Annotated in this window: 15 protein-coding genes; 9 read left to right on the top strand and 6 right to left on the bottom strand. The window is 72.4% G+C overall.

Translation table 11 applies throughout. From position 1 onward, the window contains the following. Positions 1-50 precede the first annotated feature (50 nt). The 3 genes from VF746_00615 to VF746_00605 all read left to right on the top strand — a co-directional run bounded on the left by VF746_00615 (position 51) and on the right by VF746_00605 (position 4,880). Positions 51-1,865 carry an AAA family ATPase gene (locus VF746_00615; GenBank protein HEX8690912.1) on the top strand — a complete coding sequence of 605 codons (1,815 nt, stop codon included), beginning with the start codon at positions 51-53 and terminating at the stop codon, positions 1,863-1,865. A 317-nt stretch (positions 1,866-2,182) separates the two neighbouring features. Then, positions 2,183-3,430 (top strand): ABC transporter permease, encoded by a 1,248-nt coding sequence (locus VF746_00610; GenBank protein ID HEX8690911.1) that lies wholly within the window; start codon positions 2,183-2,185, stop codon positions 3,428-3,430. Between the two features lie 463 nt (positions 3,431-3,893). After that, a complete protein-coding gene (locus VF746_00605) occupies positions 3,894-4,880 on the top strand; it encodes a hypothetical protein (GenBank protein ID HEX8690910.1) in 987 nt (328 codons plus the stop codon). A gap of 132 nt (positions 4,881-5,012) precedes the next feature. On the opposite strand, the gene VF746_00600 is transcribed toward VF746_00605, so the two are convergent. Both VF746_00600 and fusA read right to left on the bottom strand, forming a co-directional pair. Next, positions 5,013-5,903 (bottom strand): DUF72 domain-containing protein, encoded by an 891-nt coding sequence (locus VF746_00600; protein HEX8690909.1) that lies wholly within the window; start codon positions 5,901-5,903, stop codon positions 5,013-5,015. Between the two features lie 507 nt (positions 5,904-6,410). Then, entirely contained in the window at positions 6,411-8,516 is a 2,106-nt protein-coding gene (gene fusA, locus VF746_00595; GenBank protein ID HEX8690908.1) for an elongation factor G, read from the bottom strand. A gap of 57 nt (positions 8,517-8,573) precedes the next feature. On the opposite strand from fusA, the gene VF746_00590 reads away from it, so the two are divergent. The 4 genes from VF746_00590 (at position 8,574) to VF746_00575 (ending at position 10,006) form a co-directional block, all read left to right on the top strand. Continuing rightward, entirely contained in the window at positions 8,574-8,960 is a 387-nt protein-coding gene (locus VF746_00590; protein HEX8690907.1) for a hypothetical protein, read from the top strand. Continuing rightward, positions 8,960-9,145: a hypothetical protein gene (locus VF746_00585; GenBank protein HEX8690906.1), complete on the top strand. Its 186-nt coding sequence runs from the start codon at positions 8,960-8,962 to the stop codon at positions 9,143-9,145. The genes VF746_00590 and VF746_00585 overlap by 1 nt, the downstream gene beginning before the upstream one ends. 258 nt (positions 9,146-9,403) lie before the next feature. Further along, positions 9,404-9,697, top strand: coding sequence for a hypothetical protein (locus VF746_00580; GenBank protein ID HEX8690905.1), 294 nt, complete (start codon positions 9,404-9,406; stop codon positions 9,695-9,697). Between the two features lie 102 nt (positions 9,698-9,799). Next, the gene (locus VF746_00575) at positions 9,800-10,006 is read left to right on the top strand and encodes a pinensin family lanthipeptide (GenBank protein ID HEX8690904.1); all 207 of its coding nucleotides are present in this window, start codon (positions 9,800-9,802) and stop codon (positions 10,004-10,006) included. Positions 10,007-10,072: 66 nt separating this feature from the next. Here VF746_00575 and VF746_00570 read toward each other — a convergent pair whose 3' ends face one another. After that, entirely contained in the window at positions 10,073-10,465 is a 393-nt protein-coding gene (locus VF746_00570) for a DUF1622 domain-containing protein (protein HEX8690903.1), read from the bottom strand. Positions 10,466-10,620: 155 nt separating this feature from the next. Here VF746_00570 and VF746_00565 point away from each other — a divergent pair, with 155 nt between their 5' ends. Together VF746_00565 and VF746_00560 are read left to right on the top strand one after the other, a co-directional pair. After that, the gene (locus VF746_00565) at positions 10,621-13,017 is read left to right on the top strand and encodes a transglycosylase SLT domain-containing protein (GenBank protein ID HEX8690902.1); all 2,397 of its coding nucleotides are present in this window, start codon (positions 10,621-10,623) and stop codon (positions 13,015-13,017) included. A 564-nt stretch (positions 13,018-13,581) separates the two neighbouring features. Further along, positions 13,582-13,998 (top strand): hypothetical protein, encoded by a 417-nt coding sequence (locus tag VF746_00560; GenBank protein HEX8690901.1) that lies wholly within the window; start codon positions 13,582-13,584, stop codon positions 13,996-13,998. Between the two features lie 95 nt (positions 13,999-14,093). On the opposite strand, the gene VF746_00555 is transcribed toward VF746_00560, so the two are convergent. The 3 genes from VF746_00555 to VF746_00545 form a co-directional block, all read right to left on the bottom strand. Next, on the bottom strand, positions 14,094-14,852 hold the full coding sequence (locus tag VF746_00555; GenBank protein HEX8690900.1) for a thioredoxin domain-containing protein: 759 nt from the start codon (positions 14,850-14,852) through the stop codon (positions 14,094-14,096). After that, positions 14,849-15,418 (bottom strand): DUF402 domain-containing protein, encoded by a 570-nt coding sequence (locus VF746_00550; GenBank protein HEX8690899.1) that lies wholly within the window; start codon positions 15,416-15,418, stop codon positions 14,849-14,851. The genes VF746_00555 and VF746_00550 overlap by 4 nt, the downstream gene beginning before the upstream one ends. A gap of 168 nt (positions 15,419-15,586) precedes the next feature. Then, entirely contained in the window at positions 15,587-17,884 is a 2,298-nt protein-coding gene (locus VF746_00545; GenBank protein HEX8690898.1) for an NADP-dependent malic enzyme, read from the bottom strand. Positions 17,885-18,047 lie beyond the last annotated feature (163 nt).

Here is an 18,047-nt window from a genome sequence, read left to right as displayed (position 1 = left end):
GCGGCCACCGCACGCCGGGTAGCTTCCCGGCGCACCGAATCTCCGCCACGATGCTCAAGACCATCACCCTGCGGTTCGGGGCCGAGGAGGGCGACGAGGGGCTCAGCTTCTCGCCGGGGCCCATGACCGTGTTCGTGGGGCCCAACAACTCGGGGAAGAGCCTGGCGCTGCGCGAGCTGGAGGACTTCATCGAGAGCGGCGGCGAGATGGTGGGCTACATCGTCGCCGGGCTGGAGCCCGACCTTCCCGCGCCCGAAGTGGTCATGCAGATGGTGCTCTCGCGCCAGCTGAAGGACGAGCCCGGCGAGTCGCTCCCCGGCTACACGCGCGTGGTGCGGCTCAAGTCGCCCAGCGAGGTGTCGCGCCGCCGCGCCACCGACGCGCCCGAGCCCCTGGAGGAGCAGCTCATCAACCTGGACGCCGTGATCAAGGCGCTCCACTCGGTCGACGACCTCACCGAGGACGAGTTCGAGCTGCTCTGCCGCGACGTGCTCACCCTCTTCACGGTGCGCCTGGACGGGCAGACGCGCCTGCTGCTCACGCAGCCGCGCGCCGCGGGCGACCCCGACGCCCACCCCGCGCACCACCTGGGGGCGCTCTACCGCGACCACCGGGCCCGCGAGCGCATCCGCGAGATCACCGCCGACGCCTTCGGGCTCTACTTCGCCATCGACAAGACCGACGGCGAGGTGTTCCGCATCCGCATGTCGGAGCGCGCGCCCTTCGACACGGCCGAGGAGCAGGGCGACGACGAGCGGGCGCTGGCCTTCCACGGCCGGGCGCACGACATCGCCGAGCTCAGCGACGGGGTGCGCGCCTTCACCGGCCTCACCTCGGCGGTGATGAGCGCCGACTACCGCATCATGCTGGTGGACGAGCCCGAGGCGTTCCTGCACCCGCCGCTCACCCGCAAGCTGGGCAAGCGCCTCACGCAGCTCGCGGCCGACCGCGGGGCCAACGTGCTGGCCTCCACCCACTCGCCCGAGTTCCTGATGGGGTGCGTGCAGAGCGGCAAGCGGGTGAACGTGGTGCGGCTCACCTGGCGCGCCGGCGTGGCCACCGCGCGGCTCCTTTCGGCCGAGAAGCTCGACGCCATGATGAAGGACCCGCTGCTGCGCTCCACCGGCGTGCTGGGGGCGCTGTTCCACGAGGGCGCCATCATCTGCGAGGCCGACGCCGACCGCGTCTTCTACAGCGAGGTCAACGAGCGGCTCCTGGCCGCGCGCGAGGGCGGGGCCGACGGGTGCGTGTTCCTGAACGCGCAGAACAAGCAGACCATCCGCCGCATCCTGCGGCCGCTGCGCGAGATGGGGATCCCGGCGGTGGCCGTCGTGGACCTGGACCTGCTCAAGGGGCGCGAGGACTTCCGCGACCTGCTGAAGGCGGCGTTCGTCCCCCCCGTGTTCTGGGAGCCGTGGGAGGAGCAGCGCAACCGCCTGCACCAGAAGTTCAGGAACGAGGACTACAAGGAGGGCGGCATCTACCGCGCGCCGGGCGACGTGCGGAAGCTGGCCGAGACGCTGCTGGAGGGGTGCGCCGAGTACGGGCTGTTCCTGGTGCCCACGGGCGAGCTGGAGTGCTGGCTTCCCGAGATGGAGGTGGGGGGCCACGGCCCGGAGTGGCTCACCGCCGTCTTCCAGAAGATGGGGACCGACCCCACCCGCGACGACTACCAGCGCCCGGGGAAGGGCGGGGTGTGGGCGTTCATGCAGCGCGTGGCCCGCTGGATCGCCGACCCGCGCCGCAAGGGGATGGCCGAGGAGGTGATCCCCATCGACCACCTCCTCCCCCCGCCCGACGAGGAGAAGCGCCCCGCGCCGGAGCCCGAGGCGCCGGAGCCCGCCCCGGCGGAGGCGGCGGCGTAGGAAGGGGAGCCAGGGCGGGTAAACCCGCGGCAACAACGGCGAGAAGCCTGCCTTCGCAGGCTGGTTCGGCGCGGAGGCCGGCTTCGGTGCAGGAGACTGGCTTCGAGGCGCGAAGCGCGCGGCGCAGCCGCTAGTCCCGCGCAGGCGGACTTCGCGTGGTTGTTGCAGCGGTTCAACCGCCCGGGACGGTTGCCCGAGAAACTCGCCCCCTCGGCGCCCCGTACCGTCCGCCTGCCCGTCCGACCTCGTCCGACACCTTCTCCGTCTTCGATCCGGATGCACGTCCCCGTTCCGAACGCCCGCGCCGGGAGCGTCCCGTGGCGCGCGTGACCTCCCTCTCGTCGGTGCGCGTGGGGCTGGCCGCGCTCCGCGTGAACCCGCTGCGCACCTTCCTCTCCACGCTGGGGGTGGTGATCGGCGTCGCCTCGCTGGTGGCGGTGCTGTCGCTGGGGGACGGGATGGAGAGCTTCGCGCGGAAAGAGATCGCGCGCACCACCGACATCCAGAACGTGTTCGTCTCCCCCGTGCTCTTCGACACGCTGGACGGGGTGCCGGTCCCGCGCGAGAAGTTCACTCTCTTCGGCGAGGAGGACGCGCGCGCGGCCGCCGCGGGGGTGCCCGGGGCGGCCGAGGTGGTGATCACCTACTCGGGGACCACCGTGGTGCGCGCGCCGGGCGCCGGGCGCGACCGCGGCGCCCGGGTCACGGCCGCCACCGCGGGCGCGGCGCGCATGTACGACCTGGAAGTGCGCTGGGGCCGCTTCTTCAGCGAGGCGGAGGCGCGGGCCGGCGCGCCCGTGGCGGTGGTCTCGCACCCGTTCGCGGCGGCGCTGGCGCCCGGCGGCCGGCCCGAGGCGCTGCTGGGGCGGACGGTGGAGTTCCGCGGCGGGCCGCGCCGGATCGTGGGCGTGCTGGCGCCGCGCGAGGGGGAGCGGGGGCTGGCGGCGTACGTGCCGCTCTCGGCGGGGCCGGCGGTGATGGCGGCGGGCGAGGCGGAGCGCCCCCGGGTCCTGCTGGTCAAGGCGCCGCGGGTGGAGGAGGTGGCGGCGGTGAAGGCGGCCACCGAGCGCTGGCTGGCGGGGCGCTACGGCAGGGGCGGGAGGGACTTCGTGGTGGGCACCCAGCAGGCGCGCGCCGAGCAGGCGATGCGCGGGCTCCTGCTCTTCAAGCTGTTCATGGGCGCCATCACCGCCATCTCGCTGCTGGTGGGCGGCATCGGCATCATGAACGTGCTGCTGGCGTCGGTGACGGAGCGCACGCGCGAGATCGGCATCCGCAAGGCGGTGGGGGCGCGCCGGCACGACATCGTCCTCCAGTTCCTCTCCGAGGCGGTGGCGATCACCGGCTCGGGGAGCGCGCTGGGGCTGCTGCTGGGCGTGCTCGGCGCCGTGGCGGCCTCGGCCTGGATGCGCGCCTCGCTGGAGGTGCCGTTCCGCGCCGGGCTGTCGCTCTCCACCCTGCTGGTGGCGGCGCTCTCGGCGCTGGTGGTGGGGCTCTCCTTCGGCACCTGGCCGGCCCTGCGCGCCGCCCGCCTCTCGCCGATCGACGCCATCCGGCACGAGTAGGGGAGTGCGTGAGTGCGTGAGTGCGAAAGTGCGAAAGTGCGAAAGTGCGAAAGTGCGAAAGTGCGAAAGTGGAGCGGCGGCGGGCGGATGATTTCCACGCGCCACCGCATTGAAGAGATCCGGATCGTTGTTCGCCGCTGACTCTACTGCTCTGCGTGAGACATTCGGACTGTCGGTCTGGAGCGGTGAATCCCAACCTGGGCCTGCGTGCGCCCCACTAAAGAGCGGCGCGCGGAGACCCCTCCGCGCGCCGCCGAAAGAAGCGATCCGCTCCGCCCGGGACGGAGGGGCTTAAGGATTTCCCCCGCCCTCGCGCCACACCGCCCCGGACGAAGCGGATCGCCAATTGGACACTTGTGGACTTTAAGCGCGGGGCCATGCAAAGTCAAGCGACCGCGTGAAATAGGCCAGCGGCGACACTGTTCACTTTCCTCTCTCCTCCCCTCCGCCCCCGGAGCCGCCGATGCGCACGCTGATCCGCCTCCTGACGCTCGCGGCGCTGGCCGCCGCGCTCCCGCCCGCCCCGGGGCTCCGCGCGCAGGCGCCGGGGGCCGCCGCGGGGCCGGAGCTGTACGGCGAGGGAGTCTTCTCCACGCCGGCGTGGGACTTCTTCATGGCGTGGGAGCCGGACGGGAAGACGGTGTACTTCTGCCGCGCCAACGGGAGCTTCACCTGGTTCACCATCCTGGAGTCGCGGCTGGAGGGCGGCCGCTGGAGCGAGCCGCGCGTGGCGCCTTTCTCCGGCCGCTGGAGCGACGCCGACCCGCACCTCTCGCCCGACGGGCGGCGGCTCTTCTTCATCTCCAACCGCCCGGCGACGGGCGACACGGCGGCGGCGGAGTACGACGCGTGGTACGTGGAGAAGACGGCCTCGGGGTGGAGCGAGCCGCGGAGCGCCGGTGCGCCGGTGAACGGGCCGCGCACCGAGTGGTCGCCCGCGGTGGCGGCGAACGGGAACCTGTACTTCGGCACCGTGCGCGAGGGCGGCAAGGGCGGCAACGACCTGTACGTGGCGCGACGCGTGGGCGCGGGCTACGCCGAGCCCGAGAACCTGGGCGACTCCATCAACACCGCCCGCGGCGAGCTGGAGCCCTGGATCGCGCCCGACGAGAGCTACCTGATCTTCAGCGGGCAGGGGCGGATGGACGGGGTGGGCGGGCTGGACCTGTACGTGGCCGAGCGGCGGGGCGGCGTCTGGCAGAAGGCGCGCCTGCTGGGGGGCGGCGTCAACACCCCCGCGGGCGACTTCAACCCGAGCGTGTCGCCGGACGGGCGCTGGCTCTACTTCAGCAGCACGCGGAGCCGCTTCGACGCCGTGCCGCCCGCGCCGCTGCCGTACGCCGAGATCCAGCGGCGCCTGCTCTCCCCGGGGAACGGGCTGGGCGACATCTACCGCATCCCCCTGAGCGCGCTGGAATCGGCGGATAGGCCGGGGGCGCGTGGCGGATGAATCCGCGGCAACAACGGCGAAAAAGCCCGCCTAGGCGGGCTCGTTCGGCGCGGTCGCCGGCTTCGGTGCGTGATTGCGAGCCTCGCGCGGCCTTTCGCACTTTCGCACTTTCGCACTTTCGCACTCACGCACTCACGCGCCCAGCCGTTCGATGAGCCGCATCGCGTCGAAGGGGGCGTGCACCTTGGCGTCGTTGTCGAAGTAGACGTAGACGTCGCGGGCGGCGGCGGCGGCGGGGCCTTCGGCGGCGACGCAGGCGGCGTCGTGGGGCTGGCAGCCGCGCTTCCACTCGCGGATGCGCGCGGCCCACCAGTCGAGCTGCTCGTCGGTGTAGCCGCTGGCGTAGAGCTGCTCGGCCCCGTGCAGGCGCACGTAGACGAAGTCGGCCGTCACGTCTTCGGCGTACGGCCAGCGCCCGGCGGTGTCGGCGAACACCAGCGCGGCGCCGTGCTCGCGCAGGAGGGCCACGAAGTCGGGGCCCAGGAAGCCGGGGTTGCGCACCTCGAAGGCGTGGCGCAGGGGGAGCGACGCCTCGGCCTCGGTCCAGCTCCGCCCCTCCATCCGCTCGTCGTGTCCTTTCGCCAGCTCGGCGGCCTCGTCGGTCGTCCCGGGGAGCAGCTCCAGGAAGCGGGCGAAGCGGTCCAGATCGGCGGGCATGCGCTCGGGGAACTGCCAGAGGATGGGGCCCAGCTTGTCGGCCAGCCGCAGGACGCCCGAGGCCAGGAAGTTGGCGAGCGGCACCTCCACGTCGCGGAGCTTCTTCATATGGGTGATGAAGCGGCTCCCCTTGACGGCGAAGACGAAGCCGGGCGGGGTCTCCTCATACCACCTGCGGTAGCTGGAGGGGCGCTGGAGGGAGTAGAACGAGCCGTTGATCTCGATGGAGCCCATCCGCCGGCTGGCGTACTCCAGCTCGCGGCGGTGCGCCAGCCCCTCGGGGTAGAAGACGCCCCGCCACGGCTTGTACGTCCACCCGGAGATCCCCACGAAGTGCCGCCCCGCGCCGCTGCGCTTCTTCGCCACCGCGCCTCCTGATCGAAACCGCCGTTTCCCGATGGAAATCACCGCGCCCCGGTTGGGACCTCGTCCCCGGTTAAAACCGTGTTTCCCGGTTGAAATCGGCGGTTCCCGATTGGAACCACCCATCCCCCGATTGAAATTGGGGGCTACAACTGCACAAAGTCCGCCTTCGCGGACTCCCTCGCGGCGATCATCGCGGGCGGTGGGCTTCGAGGCAGGACGCGGCGGGCGAGGCATGCCTCGCCCCTACGGGGGTTCTGGTCCGCCAGGGACCGCGTGAGGGATGCGCGCCCGACAGGGCCGGGACACGGGCGCGCCGTGGGGTTTGGCGCGATCGTGGCCCGGCGCCGTTGGGCACAGTTGTATCGTGCCCTACGGCGCGCGCAGCCCGGCCCGGAGCGCAGCGGAGGGACATGCCCGGAACTGCAGTGCGAAGTGCGAAAGAGACCGGCCCCGCCCGGAAGCTCCGGACGGGGCCGTACTCGCACCTCGCACCTCGCACTTCGCACTTCACTTCGCCGCCGCCAGCTCCTCGCGCTCCTTCTTGGCGGCCTCCACCACCTTGGGCACCTCGTGCGCGGGGACTTCCTGGTAGCTGCTGAACCGGCGCGTGTGCGTGGCCCGGCCCTGGGTGAGCGAGCGCAGCGTGGTGCTGTACTTGTACAGCTCGGCCTGCGGCACCAGCGCGCGCACCTTCTGGTTGCGCCCCGCCTGGTCCATCCCCAGGATCTGCCCCCGCCGCTGGTTCAGGTCGCCGATCACGTCGCCCAGGAACTCGTCGGGGGTGAACACCTCCACCTCCATGATCGGCTCCAGGATCGCCGGCTGCGCCTTCTCGGCCGCGGCCTGGAACGCCAGGATGCCGGCCATCTTGAACGCGGCCTCGGAGCTGTCGACCGAGTGGTAGCTGCCGAAGAAGCACTCGGCCTCGAAGTCCACCACGGGGTACCCCGCCAGGATGCCGCGCTGCGCCGCCTCCTGCACCCCCTTGTCCACCGCGGGGACGTACTTGCCCGGGATCACCCCGCCCACGATGGCGTCGGTGAACCGGTAGCCCTCGCCGCGCGGCAGCGGCTTCAGCCGCACGTGCGCGTCGCCGAACTGGCCGCGCCCGCCCGTCTGCTTCTTGTGGCGGCCGTGCCCCTCGGAGGCCGCCTTGATCGTCTCGCGGTAGGGGATGCGCGGCTGCTTGACCACCACCTCCACGCCGTTCTTGCGCTTGAGCCGCTCGATCTGCACGTCCAGGTGCAGCTCGCCCAGCCCCCGCGCAATTGTTTGCCCCAGCTCGGCGTTGTACTCGGCGGCGAAGCAGGGGTCTTCCTCGTGCAGCTTGTGCAGGCCCACCGAGAGCTTGTCCTCGTCGCCGCGCTTGGCGGGCTCCAGCGCCACCGCGATGTCGGGCTCGGGGAAGTCCACCCCCTTCAGCACCAGCGGGTGGGCGGGCGCGGAGAGCGAGTCGTTGGTGTGCGTGTCGCGCAGCTTGGCCACCACGCCGATGTCGCCCGCGCGCAGCTCGTCGACCTCCAGGCGCTCCTTCCCCTGCGCGATGGAGAGGTGCACCAGCTTCTCGGCCTTGTCGCGGCCGGCGTTCGTCACCTCGTCGCCGTTCTTCACGCTGCCGCCGAAGATGCGGAAGAAGGTGAGCTCGCCCACGTGCGGCTCGCTGGTGGTCTTGAAGACGAGCGCGGCGAAGGGGTCGCTGTTCAGGTTGCGCAGCTCCACCACGTTGCCGGTGCGGCCCTGCGCCTCCTCGGCGGGGCGCTCCTGCGGCGAGGGCATCAGCTCCACGATGCGCGTGAGCAGCGCCTTGGTCCCCCACTCGGCGGTGGGGACGCCGCAGAAGAGCGGGTACAGCTCGCCGCGGAGCATGGCCTGCTTGAGGGCGTGGATCGCCTCCTCGCGGGTGATGGTGTCGCCCTCCAGGTAGTGCTCCAGCAGGGTGTCGTCGGTGGAGGCGATCGTCTCGATCAGCTCGCTGTAGTAGCGCTCGCAGGTGGGCTTGAGCTCGGGGGGGATGTCGCGCTCGTCGTACTCGTCGCTCTGCCCGTCCTTGAAGAAGTAGGCCCTGTCGGCGAAGAGGTCGACGATGCCCTTGAAGTCCTCGCCCGCGCCGATCGGCACCTCCACGGGGATCACCTTGGGGGTCAGGTGCTCCTTGACGTCCTGGTAGACGCGCTCGAAGTCGGCGTTCTGCCGGTCCATCATGGTGACGAAGAAGATCGACGGCAGGTGCCGCTCCTGCACCAGCTCCCACACGCGGTCGGTGCCCACCTCCACGCCGCTGGGGCCCGAGACGCACACCAGGGCGCCGTCGGCCACGCGGATGCCGGCCTTGGCCTCGCCCAGGAAGTCCAGGTAGCCGGGGGTGTCGATGAAGTTGATCTTGGCGTCCATCCAGGTGGCGTACGCCACCGAGGCGTTCATGGAGATGCCGTGCGAGATCTCCTCGGGGGTGAACATGGTGAGCGCCGTCCCCTCGGCGCTGGAGCCGTGGCGGCGGGTGGCGCCCGAGGTGTGGCAGCAGGCGTCGATCAGCGTGGTCTTCCCGCTGCCGCCGTGGCCCACCACCACCACGTTGCGCAGCCGGTCGGTTGTAAAGCTGGGCGCTGACGCCATACGCACCTCCTGAAACAGGGAGCAAGGGGAGGGGTGTCCCGCGAGGGGAGTTCTCTCGTGAACCTTTCCGGCCGCGTGCGCTACGTCAAGGGGTGGGGGCGCCGCGCGCGACCATCGAGGCGGGCGCGCTCGAAAGTGTGTGGCCCGGCAAAGACCGGCGGAGGGGAGTGGAAAAACGAAACGCCCGGTCCACTCTGTTCATTTTGCTTTCGTCGTGATAGGTTGTTCGCGCCCCCGCCGAACCCCTGTCGCCACGCACCAATACTCAGTCTTCAGTGGGAAGGCCGCATCGAGCGCAACGAAAGCCAGGATGCGGAGCGGGATCAACAAATCGCGACGTTGCAGGAGACTGTTACGCAACTGACCGAGCGGCTCGACACGATGACGGAGATGGTAGAACTGCTGCGCCGTCAGGCGATTATGGATCAGGAAAGAGGTGAGTGATGACCGAGAAAGAGTTTCAGGCCGAGTTCGACCGGCTCATGCGGATCGCGAAAGGCGACCCCGATTTCCTCCGCCGCTTCAATGAGCGGATGGACGAGGCAGAGCGGCGGAAGCGGGAGATCGATCATGCTTACCGGATGCGCTCGCTGATACGGCGCGCGCTGCAGACCAGCGCCGGAGACTGATCCATCGCTGCTTCATGTCTCACGCCCCCCGGAGCCGACTCCGGGGGGCGTCTTTCCTTTCGCTGGCCTACCAGGAGACCAGCGAGCAGGGAGAATACTGTCCCGTCATCGCATCGTTGCTACACGTTATCAGACCATTATTGACAGATGCGTCGGAGTGGCGAAATATCATGATGGGAATCAACCGCCTTCGAAGTGGCCGGGCCATGTCACGGAGTCCGGTGCGCGGAGGCGTCCACCCGCACCAGGGAGGGCCGGATGAAGAAGCTGCGGCTGAACGTGGACGACCTGGAGGTGGCCTCGTTCGAGGCGACGCCCGGGGGGGGCGAGGGCGGGACCGTCCACGGTCACGACAGCATCCAGTACTGCCCGTCGGGCCCGAGCTACTGCGGCGAGAACCAGTGCAACACGGAGACGGGCGCCTGCTCGCCCTCGGTGTGCCAGTACACGTGCGACGCGGCCGTGAACACGTGCGGGTACACCTGCGCCAACAGCTGCGGCGGCTCGTGCGGCTCGGAGTGCTGCCAGACGCTCCAGCTCGACCTCTGCTGACCCGACCCGCGCGCCGGCTCCCCGCCGGCGCGCGCGCTTGCCCCCGTCCGCGGCCGCGCTCGGCCGCCCGGACGGAGCACCACTCAACCCGGAGAGGCGAACATGAGAAAGCTGCGGCTGAAGCTCGACCACCTGCGCGTCGAGTCGTTCCCCACCACGCGGGAGGACGAAGCGGAGCGGGGAACCGTGCACGGGCGCGAGATGCTCGGGCTCGTCGCGACGCCTGCGGGCACCTGCTACACGGCGTACGGCAAGCCGACGTGCCTGCCCAACCGCACCTGCCCGGAGTGCGCCGACCCGGCTTATTGACACGCGTCGGACCAGGCCGGCGGCGGCCCTCCCGCCGCCGGCTCTCCATCAGGCCTCCCCGCCATCTCAACCGGCAGCACCCCCATCCCCCGGCCCGCGGACGGCCTCCTTGCCCTCGTCCCGCATCTCGCGCATCAGGAAGTAGTTGAGGCCGGTGCGGATGGCGGCGATCGCGGCCAGCTTGCCGATCTGGTCCCAGGTGGGAGAGATGGCGGTCGCCAGGATGTCGGCGGCCAGGAGAAACTCGAGCGCGAGCGCCAGGTAGTGCGCCAGCGTCAGCCGGACGCGGGCGTAGCCGCGCCGGTCGTCGCCTCCCGACAGCGAGCGGACGAAGGCGACGGCGGCCAGGACGACCCCCAGCGCGATCACCAGCGCCCCCGCGGCTTCCACCGCGAGCTGCATCCAGTGCACCGCTCCGCGCGCCTGCTCTTCGAACGCCGAGAACGTCGTCGCCTGCACGGGTCCGCCTTCCGGAGACATGGGGACAGCGGGACCGGGCGGAGTGCAAGCGGGGGGCCCGACGGCGGGCTCGCGGCGCCGCGCGGCCCGGGCGAGGCATACGTTTCGCAAGCCGCGCCCCTGATCCCCCGTCCACGAACCCGCGACCAGCCGAAATGGACCGCCGCCGGCTCCTCCTGGCCCTCCCGCTCCTGGCCGCGCCCCTGCTGCTCTGGGGCGTGCTGCGGCTGCTGCCCGGCGGTACCCGCGAGGGCGAGGCGCGCCCGCTGACGCAGGTGGCGGCCCCCGTTACCACCCCCGAGCAGGCGGTCCCGCTCCCGCAGGACGTGCCGGCCGACGTGCGCGAGCTGCTGCGCCAGGGGCGGAACTGGCGCGCCGCCCGGCGCCTGCGCGAGATCCTGCGCCCCGGGTCCAGCCCCGAGCTGGTGCTGGCGGCCGCGCGCGCCGAGGCCGGGTGGGGCGGCTGGGCCAGCGTGCGCGAGCTGCTGGAAGGCAGGCCGTGGCTCGACGCGGCAGGCGGCGGGCTGGGCTGGTACCTGCTCGGCCAGGCGCGGGAGGAGGCCGGGCAGTGGCCCGCCGCGGCCGACGCCTACGCGCGCTACCTGCGCCTGGCCCACGAGCGCGGCGGCGACGAGCGCGCGATCGCCGAGCTGCGGCACGCGCGGGCGCTGCTGCGCGCGGGGCAGGTGGACGCGGGCGTCGCCGGGCTGGAGCGGGTGGGCGGCCAGGCCCCCGAGGTCGCCGCCTGGGCGGGCCTCCTGGCCGCCGAGGCGGTCGCCCAGCGCGGCGACCCCGGCCGCGTGCGCGCCCTGCTGGCCCCGCGCGCCGCCGCCGAGCTGCCGGTGCGCGCGCAGCGGGCGCACGTGGCCGCCCACCGCGCCGCCCGCGACCTGCGCGGCGCCCGCGAGGCCGCCCTCGCCTACCTCGCCCGCGCGGCCACCCCCCAGGACAGCGCGGAGATGACCGCGGTCGCCGCGCGGGTGGCGCTCGACCTGGGCGACGCGGAGAGCGCCCGGCGCGAGCTGCGTGCCGCCGCCCAGGCGGCCCCCGAGGCCGCGGCCGCCGTGGACGCGGCGCGCTGGCTCTCCGAGCTGCCGGGGCTGGGCCCCGCCGACCACCTGGCGATCGCCGCCGTCTACGAGCGCCACGGCAACGCCGCCCGCGCGGCCGGCGGCTACCGCGCCTGGCTCGCCTCCGGCGCGGGGACCGCGCCCGAGCGCCACGACGTGCGGCTGCGCATGGGAAAGATGCTCTTCGCCGCCGGGCGCTACGGCGAGGCCGAGGAGGCGCTGCGCCCGCTGCCCGCCGAGGCGCCTCCCCCCGTGGCCGCCGAGGCGGCGCTGTACGCGGCCCGCGCGCAGTACCGCCGGGGGAGCCGCGCGGCGGCCGTCGCCGCGCTGCTGGCGGCGGCGGAGCGCTACCGGGGCCAGCCCGCCGCCGGGGAGGCGCTCTACCTGGCCGCCGACCTCACCGACGACGCGGGGACGGACGCCCGCGCCGCGCAGCTCTACCGCCGCGTGGCGGCCGAGTACCCGGGGAGCGCGCCGGCGGGGCTGGCGCTCATGCGGGTGGCCGGCGCCGCGTTCCTGGCGCGCGACTACGCGGGCGCCGCGCGCGCGTGGGACGAGTACCGCTCGACCAGCCCGCAGGGCCCGCAGTGGCTGCAGGCCGGCTACTGGGCCGGCCGCGCCCACGCCGCGCGCGGCGACCAGGAGGCCGCCCGGGCGCGCTGGCGCGAGGTCCGCGCCCGCGAGCCGCTCTCGTACTACTCGGTGCTCTCCGCCCGGCGGCTGGGCGAGCGCTACTGGCCGATCCCCTTCGCCCAGGCGCCGCACCTCCCGGCCGAGGCCGCCGGGCGTGTGGCGGGGTGGATGCGCGGCGTGGACCTGCTGCGCGCCGCGGGGCTCCTGGACGAGGCGAAGCAGGAGGTCGACCGCCGCGTCCGCGAGGCGGGCACCGACCCGGGGCTCCTCTACCCCCTGGCCGAAGCGCTCCCCGAGCGCGGCTACGCGCCGCAGGGGATCCGCATCGGGCTGGCGCTGCGCGCCGCGGGGGCGGCGTACGACGCGCGGCTGGTGCGCATCCTCTACCCCTTCCCCTACCGCGAGCTGGTGGCCGCCGAGGCGCGCGAGCGCGGGCTGGACCCCTTCCTGGTGGCGGCGCTCATCCGGCAGGAGTCGTCGTTCATGGCGCGCGCGCAGTCGCGCGCCGGGGCCATGGGGCTCATGCAGGTGATGCCGGCCACGGGCGCGGGGCTGGCGGCGGGGGCGGGGATCCGCGGCTGGGAGCGCGACCTGCTCTTCAACCCCGAGATCAACGTGCACCTGGGCACGCGCTTCCTGGCCGCCCAGGTGCGCAGCTACGGCAGCGACCTCGTCAGCGTCTTCATCGCCTACAACGCCGGGCCGGGGCGGGTGGCGCGCTGGCGCTCCTTCCCCGAAGCGCGCGACCGCGAGCTGTTCACCGAGCGCATCCCCTTCGAGGAGACGCGCGACTACGTGAAGATCCTCACCCGCAACACCGAGGTCTACCGCGGCCTCTACGGCGGCTGACGCAAAGTGCGAGAGTGCGAGAGTGCGAGAGTGATCGAACTGCAGTTACTTTCGCACTTTCGCACTTGGCACTTTCGCACTGCAGTTTTGGGCGTGTCCCTCCGCTGCGCTCCGGGCCGGGCTGCGCGCGCCGTAGGGCACGATACCACCGTGCCCAACGGCGCCGGGCCCGCGTCGGCCGAAACTGCCCGGCCGCCACGGTCCCGGCCCTGTCGGGCGCGCATCCCTCACGCTCGTGCCGCTCCGCCACCCTGGTCCGGGGGGGCTTGCGGGACGGGCAGCACGCCCGGATCGTGCGCCGGATCAGCCCTGAGCCGCCCGCCGCGCACGGAGGTGCGCAAAATCCGCCAAGTCGTTGCAGGCGAACGATTCCGGCCACCGGCAGAACAGGTTTCGGGAAGGTGCCGGGGCGTCTACGTTGTATATCTGTGCACTTGTGGAGAGGAGGCCCCTTGCCACGCTTAAAAATCGGCCTTAATCTGTAGAGTGTAAGCCGAAACTAAGTAAACACAGTGCACAAGCGGCGCGCGGACGCCGCTCCGGGACCCCCGCCGGGAGGTCCCGGTGATCGAGCGCGTCCCGGAGCCGTCCATGGACCGCATCCGCGAGCACGCGCGCGCCCAGGTGGCGAAGACGTCGCTCCGGAAGGTCGCCAAGAGCGCCGGGGTGAAGGTCGGCGCCACCAAGAAGTTCATCGAGGGCTCCGTCCCCTACGAGCGCAACGCGCGCCTCTGGAAGCGCTGGTACCTCAAGCACCTGCGCGAGGGCGTGGCCGAGGCGCCCGACGACTCGCTCCCCACCCCCGAGGCGGCCAACGCCCTGGAGATGCTGCTGTGGCCGCTCTCCGGCGACGACCGCGCGCAGGCCGTGCGGCAGGTGGTCACCGCGTTCCGCGGCGTCTTCACCGGGCTCTCGCGCACGCCACCCGGCTGGGTGCTGGAGCTGGGCGGCGAGGCCCCCGGCGCCGGCGAGCAGGGCTGACCCCCTTTCGGCGCCGCGCAGACGGAACGCGCCCCGCGTGAACGCGGAAGAGGCCGCTCTCCATCGGGAGGGCGGCCTCTTCGCTTCGCCCGGGATCAGCTTCCCGGCGGGGCCGGCGGGGGCGCCGGAGCGGGCGGGGGCGCGGGCGCCTGGCCGGGCGGGGCCGAGAGATGGGCCTCGACGGCGCGGCTCATCTCCTCGAACGTGACGGCGCCGTTCAGCAGCTGGCGGCCGTTGACGATGAAGGTGGGCGTCCCCTGGATCCCCGCGCCCGTGACGCCGCTCACGTCGTTGATCACCACCGGCGCCACGCGGTCGTTGTCGTAGCAGTCGCGCCAGGCGGCGGCGTCCAGCCCCACGTCCACCGCGAAGCGGGCGAAGCGCTGCGCCGCGTCGTTCTGGCCGCTCCACTCGCGCTGGGTGGAGAAGAGCCGGTCGTGCATCGGCCAGAACTTCCCCTGCGCGCCGGCGCAGAGGGCGGCCTTGGCGGCGGGGTACGACTGGGTGTGGCTGGGGAGCGGGTAGTTGATGAACACCATCCGCACCTTCCCGGTGCGGACGTACGCGCTGTCGAACTTCGCGTACGTCTGGTCGAACCACTGGCGGCAGAACGGGCACTGGAAGTCGGAGACCTCGATGATGGTCACCCGGGCCGAGTCGGAGCCCTTGGAGCGCCCGCGGTCGGCGCGGGGGAGGATGGAGTCGACCTGGGCGGGCGTCGCCGCGGCGCCCTGCCGCCCCTGGGCCCCGGAGCCCGGCTGCGCGCACGCCGAGACCGTGGAGGTCAGGGCCAGCACGGCGGCCAGGAGCGCGGGGGCCAGGCGCGCGCGGGGGGCGGGGGTGCGAGGGGTCATGCGTCGTTCCGGGCGGTGGTGCCGGGGGTGGCGCCGGAGGCCTTCTCCCGCGCGCGCTCCAGCGTCCATTCGTGCACGTGCGGCGGCGGCCAGGCGCCCTGGCGCGCGGCCTCGAAGAGGCGGACGGCTTCTTCGCGGGCGCGCCGGGCGGCCTGGGGGGCCACGGCGCCGCGGGCCTGCGCCTGCTTGAGCTCCTCCTGGTCGAGCACCTCCAGCCGCCCGTCGGCGGAGAGCCAGACGTCCAGGCAGAGGTCGGTGGTCTCCCACCAGTTGCCCACCATGCTCACCGGCGTCAGCACGTTGGCGTAGAGCCCGGTGAAGGTGCCGTCGGCCCGGTGGAAGCGCCCGACGTCGTGCCAGGCGCCGCGGTAGGTGAACCAGACCACCGGCGCGCCGGGCTCCAGGATCACGTTCCCGGCGGAGTCGGTGGCCGGCTGCGACAGATCGGCGGCTTCGAGGAGGGTGACAACGTAGTCGCCCGCGTCCTCCAGCACAATCTGCCGGAAGACCTGCGCGGCGCCCATCAGGCGGTGGTAGTGGATCTCGACGGTGGGGAGATCGGGCATCGTAATTCGTGGCTACTGGTCGGAGGATCGGTGGGAAATTGGAATCCAGAACCGAAAAGCCTCACACGGAGTCAACGGAGTCAACAGAAGATGTTTGGGTGTTCTCCGTTGACTCCATTGACTCCGTGTGAGACTGGTTTTCCGCACGTCGCACTTCGCACTCGTCTTTCACACCATCGCCATCGGCGGCGCGGCGCGGAAGCGCATCCCGGCGTGCTCCTGCGCGTCCACCACCGCCACGGCGGTCAGGTTGGCGATCTCGGCGGCCTCGCTCGAGCGCTGCAGCACGTGGATCGGGTGCGCCATCCCCAGCAGGATCGGGCCGAACGCCTCGGCGCCACCGAGGCGCATCATCAGCTTGTAGGCGATGTTGGCCGAGCCCAGGTCGGGGAAGATCAACACGTTGGGCTGCTCGCGCAGCGTGGTGAAGGGGTACAGCCCCAGCCGGAGGTCGCGCACCACGGCGGTGTCGGCCTGCATCTCGCCGTCGACCTCCAGGGTGGGGTCCAGCGAGCGCACCAGCTCGGTGGCGCGGCGCACCTTGCCGGAGTGCGGGTGCGGCGCCGAGCCGAAGTTGGAGAACGAGAGCATCGCCACCCGCGGCACCAGCCCCATCCGCCGCGCGAACGCCGCCGCCAGCGTGGCGGTCTCGGCCAGCGTCTCGGCGTTGGGGTCGATGTTCACGGTGGTGTCGGCGAAGAAGAGGATCTCGCGCTCGGTCACCATCATGTACAGCCCCGCCACCCGCCGCACCCCGGGCGCCGTGCCGACGGTCTGCAGCGCGGGGCGGATCGTCTCGGGGTAGTGCAGGTCCTCGCCCGCCACCAGCCCGTCGGCCTCGCCCTCGGCCACCATCATGCACCCGAAGGGGATGGCGCGCCGCACCTCGCCGCGCGCGTCGGCCAGTGTCATCCCCTTGCGCTGGCGGCGCGCCCAGAGCCGCTGGGCGTAGCGCTCCAGCCGCTCCTCGTCGCCGAGGCGGTCCACCACCGCCACCCCCTCCAGCGACGCCCCCAGCGCGCGCGCCTTCGCCTCGATGCGGTCGGAGCGGCCGAGCAGCACCGGACGCGCGATCCCCTCGGCCACCACCAGCGCGGCGGCGCGGATCACCCGCTCGTGCTCGCCCTCGGGGTAGACGATGGTGCGCGGGTCGCGCCGCGCCCGGTTGATGATGTCGCGCATCACCTGGCGGCCGCGCCCCAGCCGGGCCTCCAGCTCGATGCGGTAGGCGTCGGGGTCGATCTCGCGCCGCGCCACCCCGGTCTCTATCGCCGCGGTCGCCACGGCCGGCGCCACCCACAGCATGATGCGCGGGTCGAACGGCTTGGGGATCAGGTAGTCGGGCCCGAAGCGGAAGCGCTCGTCGCCGTAGGCGCGCTCCACGCTCTCGGGGACGTCGCGGCGCGCCAGCTCGGCCAGGGCGCGGGTGGCCGCCATCTTCATCTCGTCGTTGATGGCCCGCGCCCGCACGTCGAGCGCGCCGCGGAAGATGAAGGGGAAGCCCAGGACGTTGTTGATCTGGTTGGGGTAGTCGGTCCGCCCCGTGGCCATGATGGCGTCCGGGCGCACCTCGGCCACCTCCTCGGGGAGGATCTCGGGGTCGGGGTTGGCCAGCGCGAAGATGATCGGCCGCTCCGCCATCGCCGCCACCATCTCCCTGGTCACCGCCCCGCCGACGGAGAGGCCCACGAAGACGTCCGCCCCGCGGAGCGCGTCCGCCAGCGTCTCCCACTCCGTCTCCTGCGCGAAGCGGGCCTTGTACGGGTCCATGTGCTCGGGGGCGCGGTCGGTGCGGATCACCCCCATCCGGTCGGCCATGTAGATGTTGCCGCGCCGCACGCCGAGCGAGACGTAGTGCTCGGCCGTGGAGATCGCCGCCGCGCCGGCGCCGGAGAACACCACGCGCACCCGGTCGATGCGCTTGCCCACGATCTCCAGCGCGTTCAGGAGCGCCGCGCCGCTGATCACCGCCGTGCCGTGCTGGTCGTCGTGGAAGACGGGGATGTCCAGGCGGCGCTTGAGCTCCTCCTCGATGTAGAAGCACTCCGGGGCGGCGATGTCCTCCAGGTTGATCCCGCCCACGGTGGGCTCCAGCAACTCGCAGAAGCGGATCACGTCGTCGGGCGCCTGGCTCCCCACCTCCAGGTCGAACACGTCGATGTCGGCGAAGCGCTTGAAGAGCACGCCCTTGCCCTCCATCACCGGCTTGGCCGCCAGCGGGCCGATGTTGCCGAGGCCGAGGACGGCGGTGCCGTTGGAGACCACGGCCACCAGGTTGCCGCGCGCCGTGTACTTGAAGACGTCCTCGGGGTTGGCGGCGATCTCGCGGCACGGCTCGGCCACGCCGGGCGAGTAGGCCAGCGAGAGGTCGCGCTGGGTGCTGGCGGGCTTGGTGGGGACCACCGCGATCTTGCCGCGCCGCCCGTTGCTGTGGTAGTCGAGCGCGTCCTGTCTTCGGTCAGCCATGGGACTTTCGGCCTGTGGAGCGTCGGAACGTGCGAGCCGGGTAGCGTAGGCCGCGGGGGTGGGGGTGTCAAGCGAGAGTGCGAAGTGCGAAGTGCGAAGTGCGAAAGTGCGAAGCGGTCGGCTCCGGGCCCGAATCTCATCCCACGGTGTGTTCTCCCTCTCC

The organism is Longimicrobium sp., from assembly GCA_036389795.1.
Classification (GTDB): domain Bacteria; phylum Gemmatimonadota; class Gemmatimonadetes; order Longimicrobiales; family Longimicrobiaceae; genus Longimicrobium.
The sequence above is the reverse complement of the archived record's forward strand: the minus strand, read 5'-3'. Positions and strand labels throughout refer to the sequence as shown.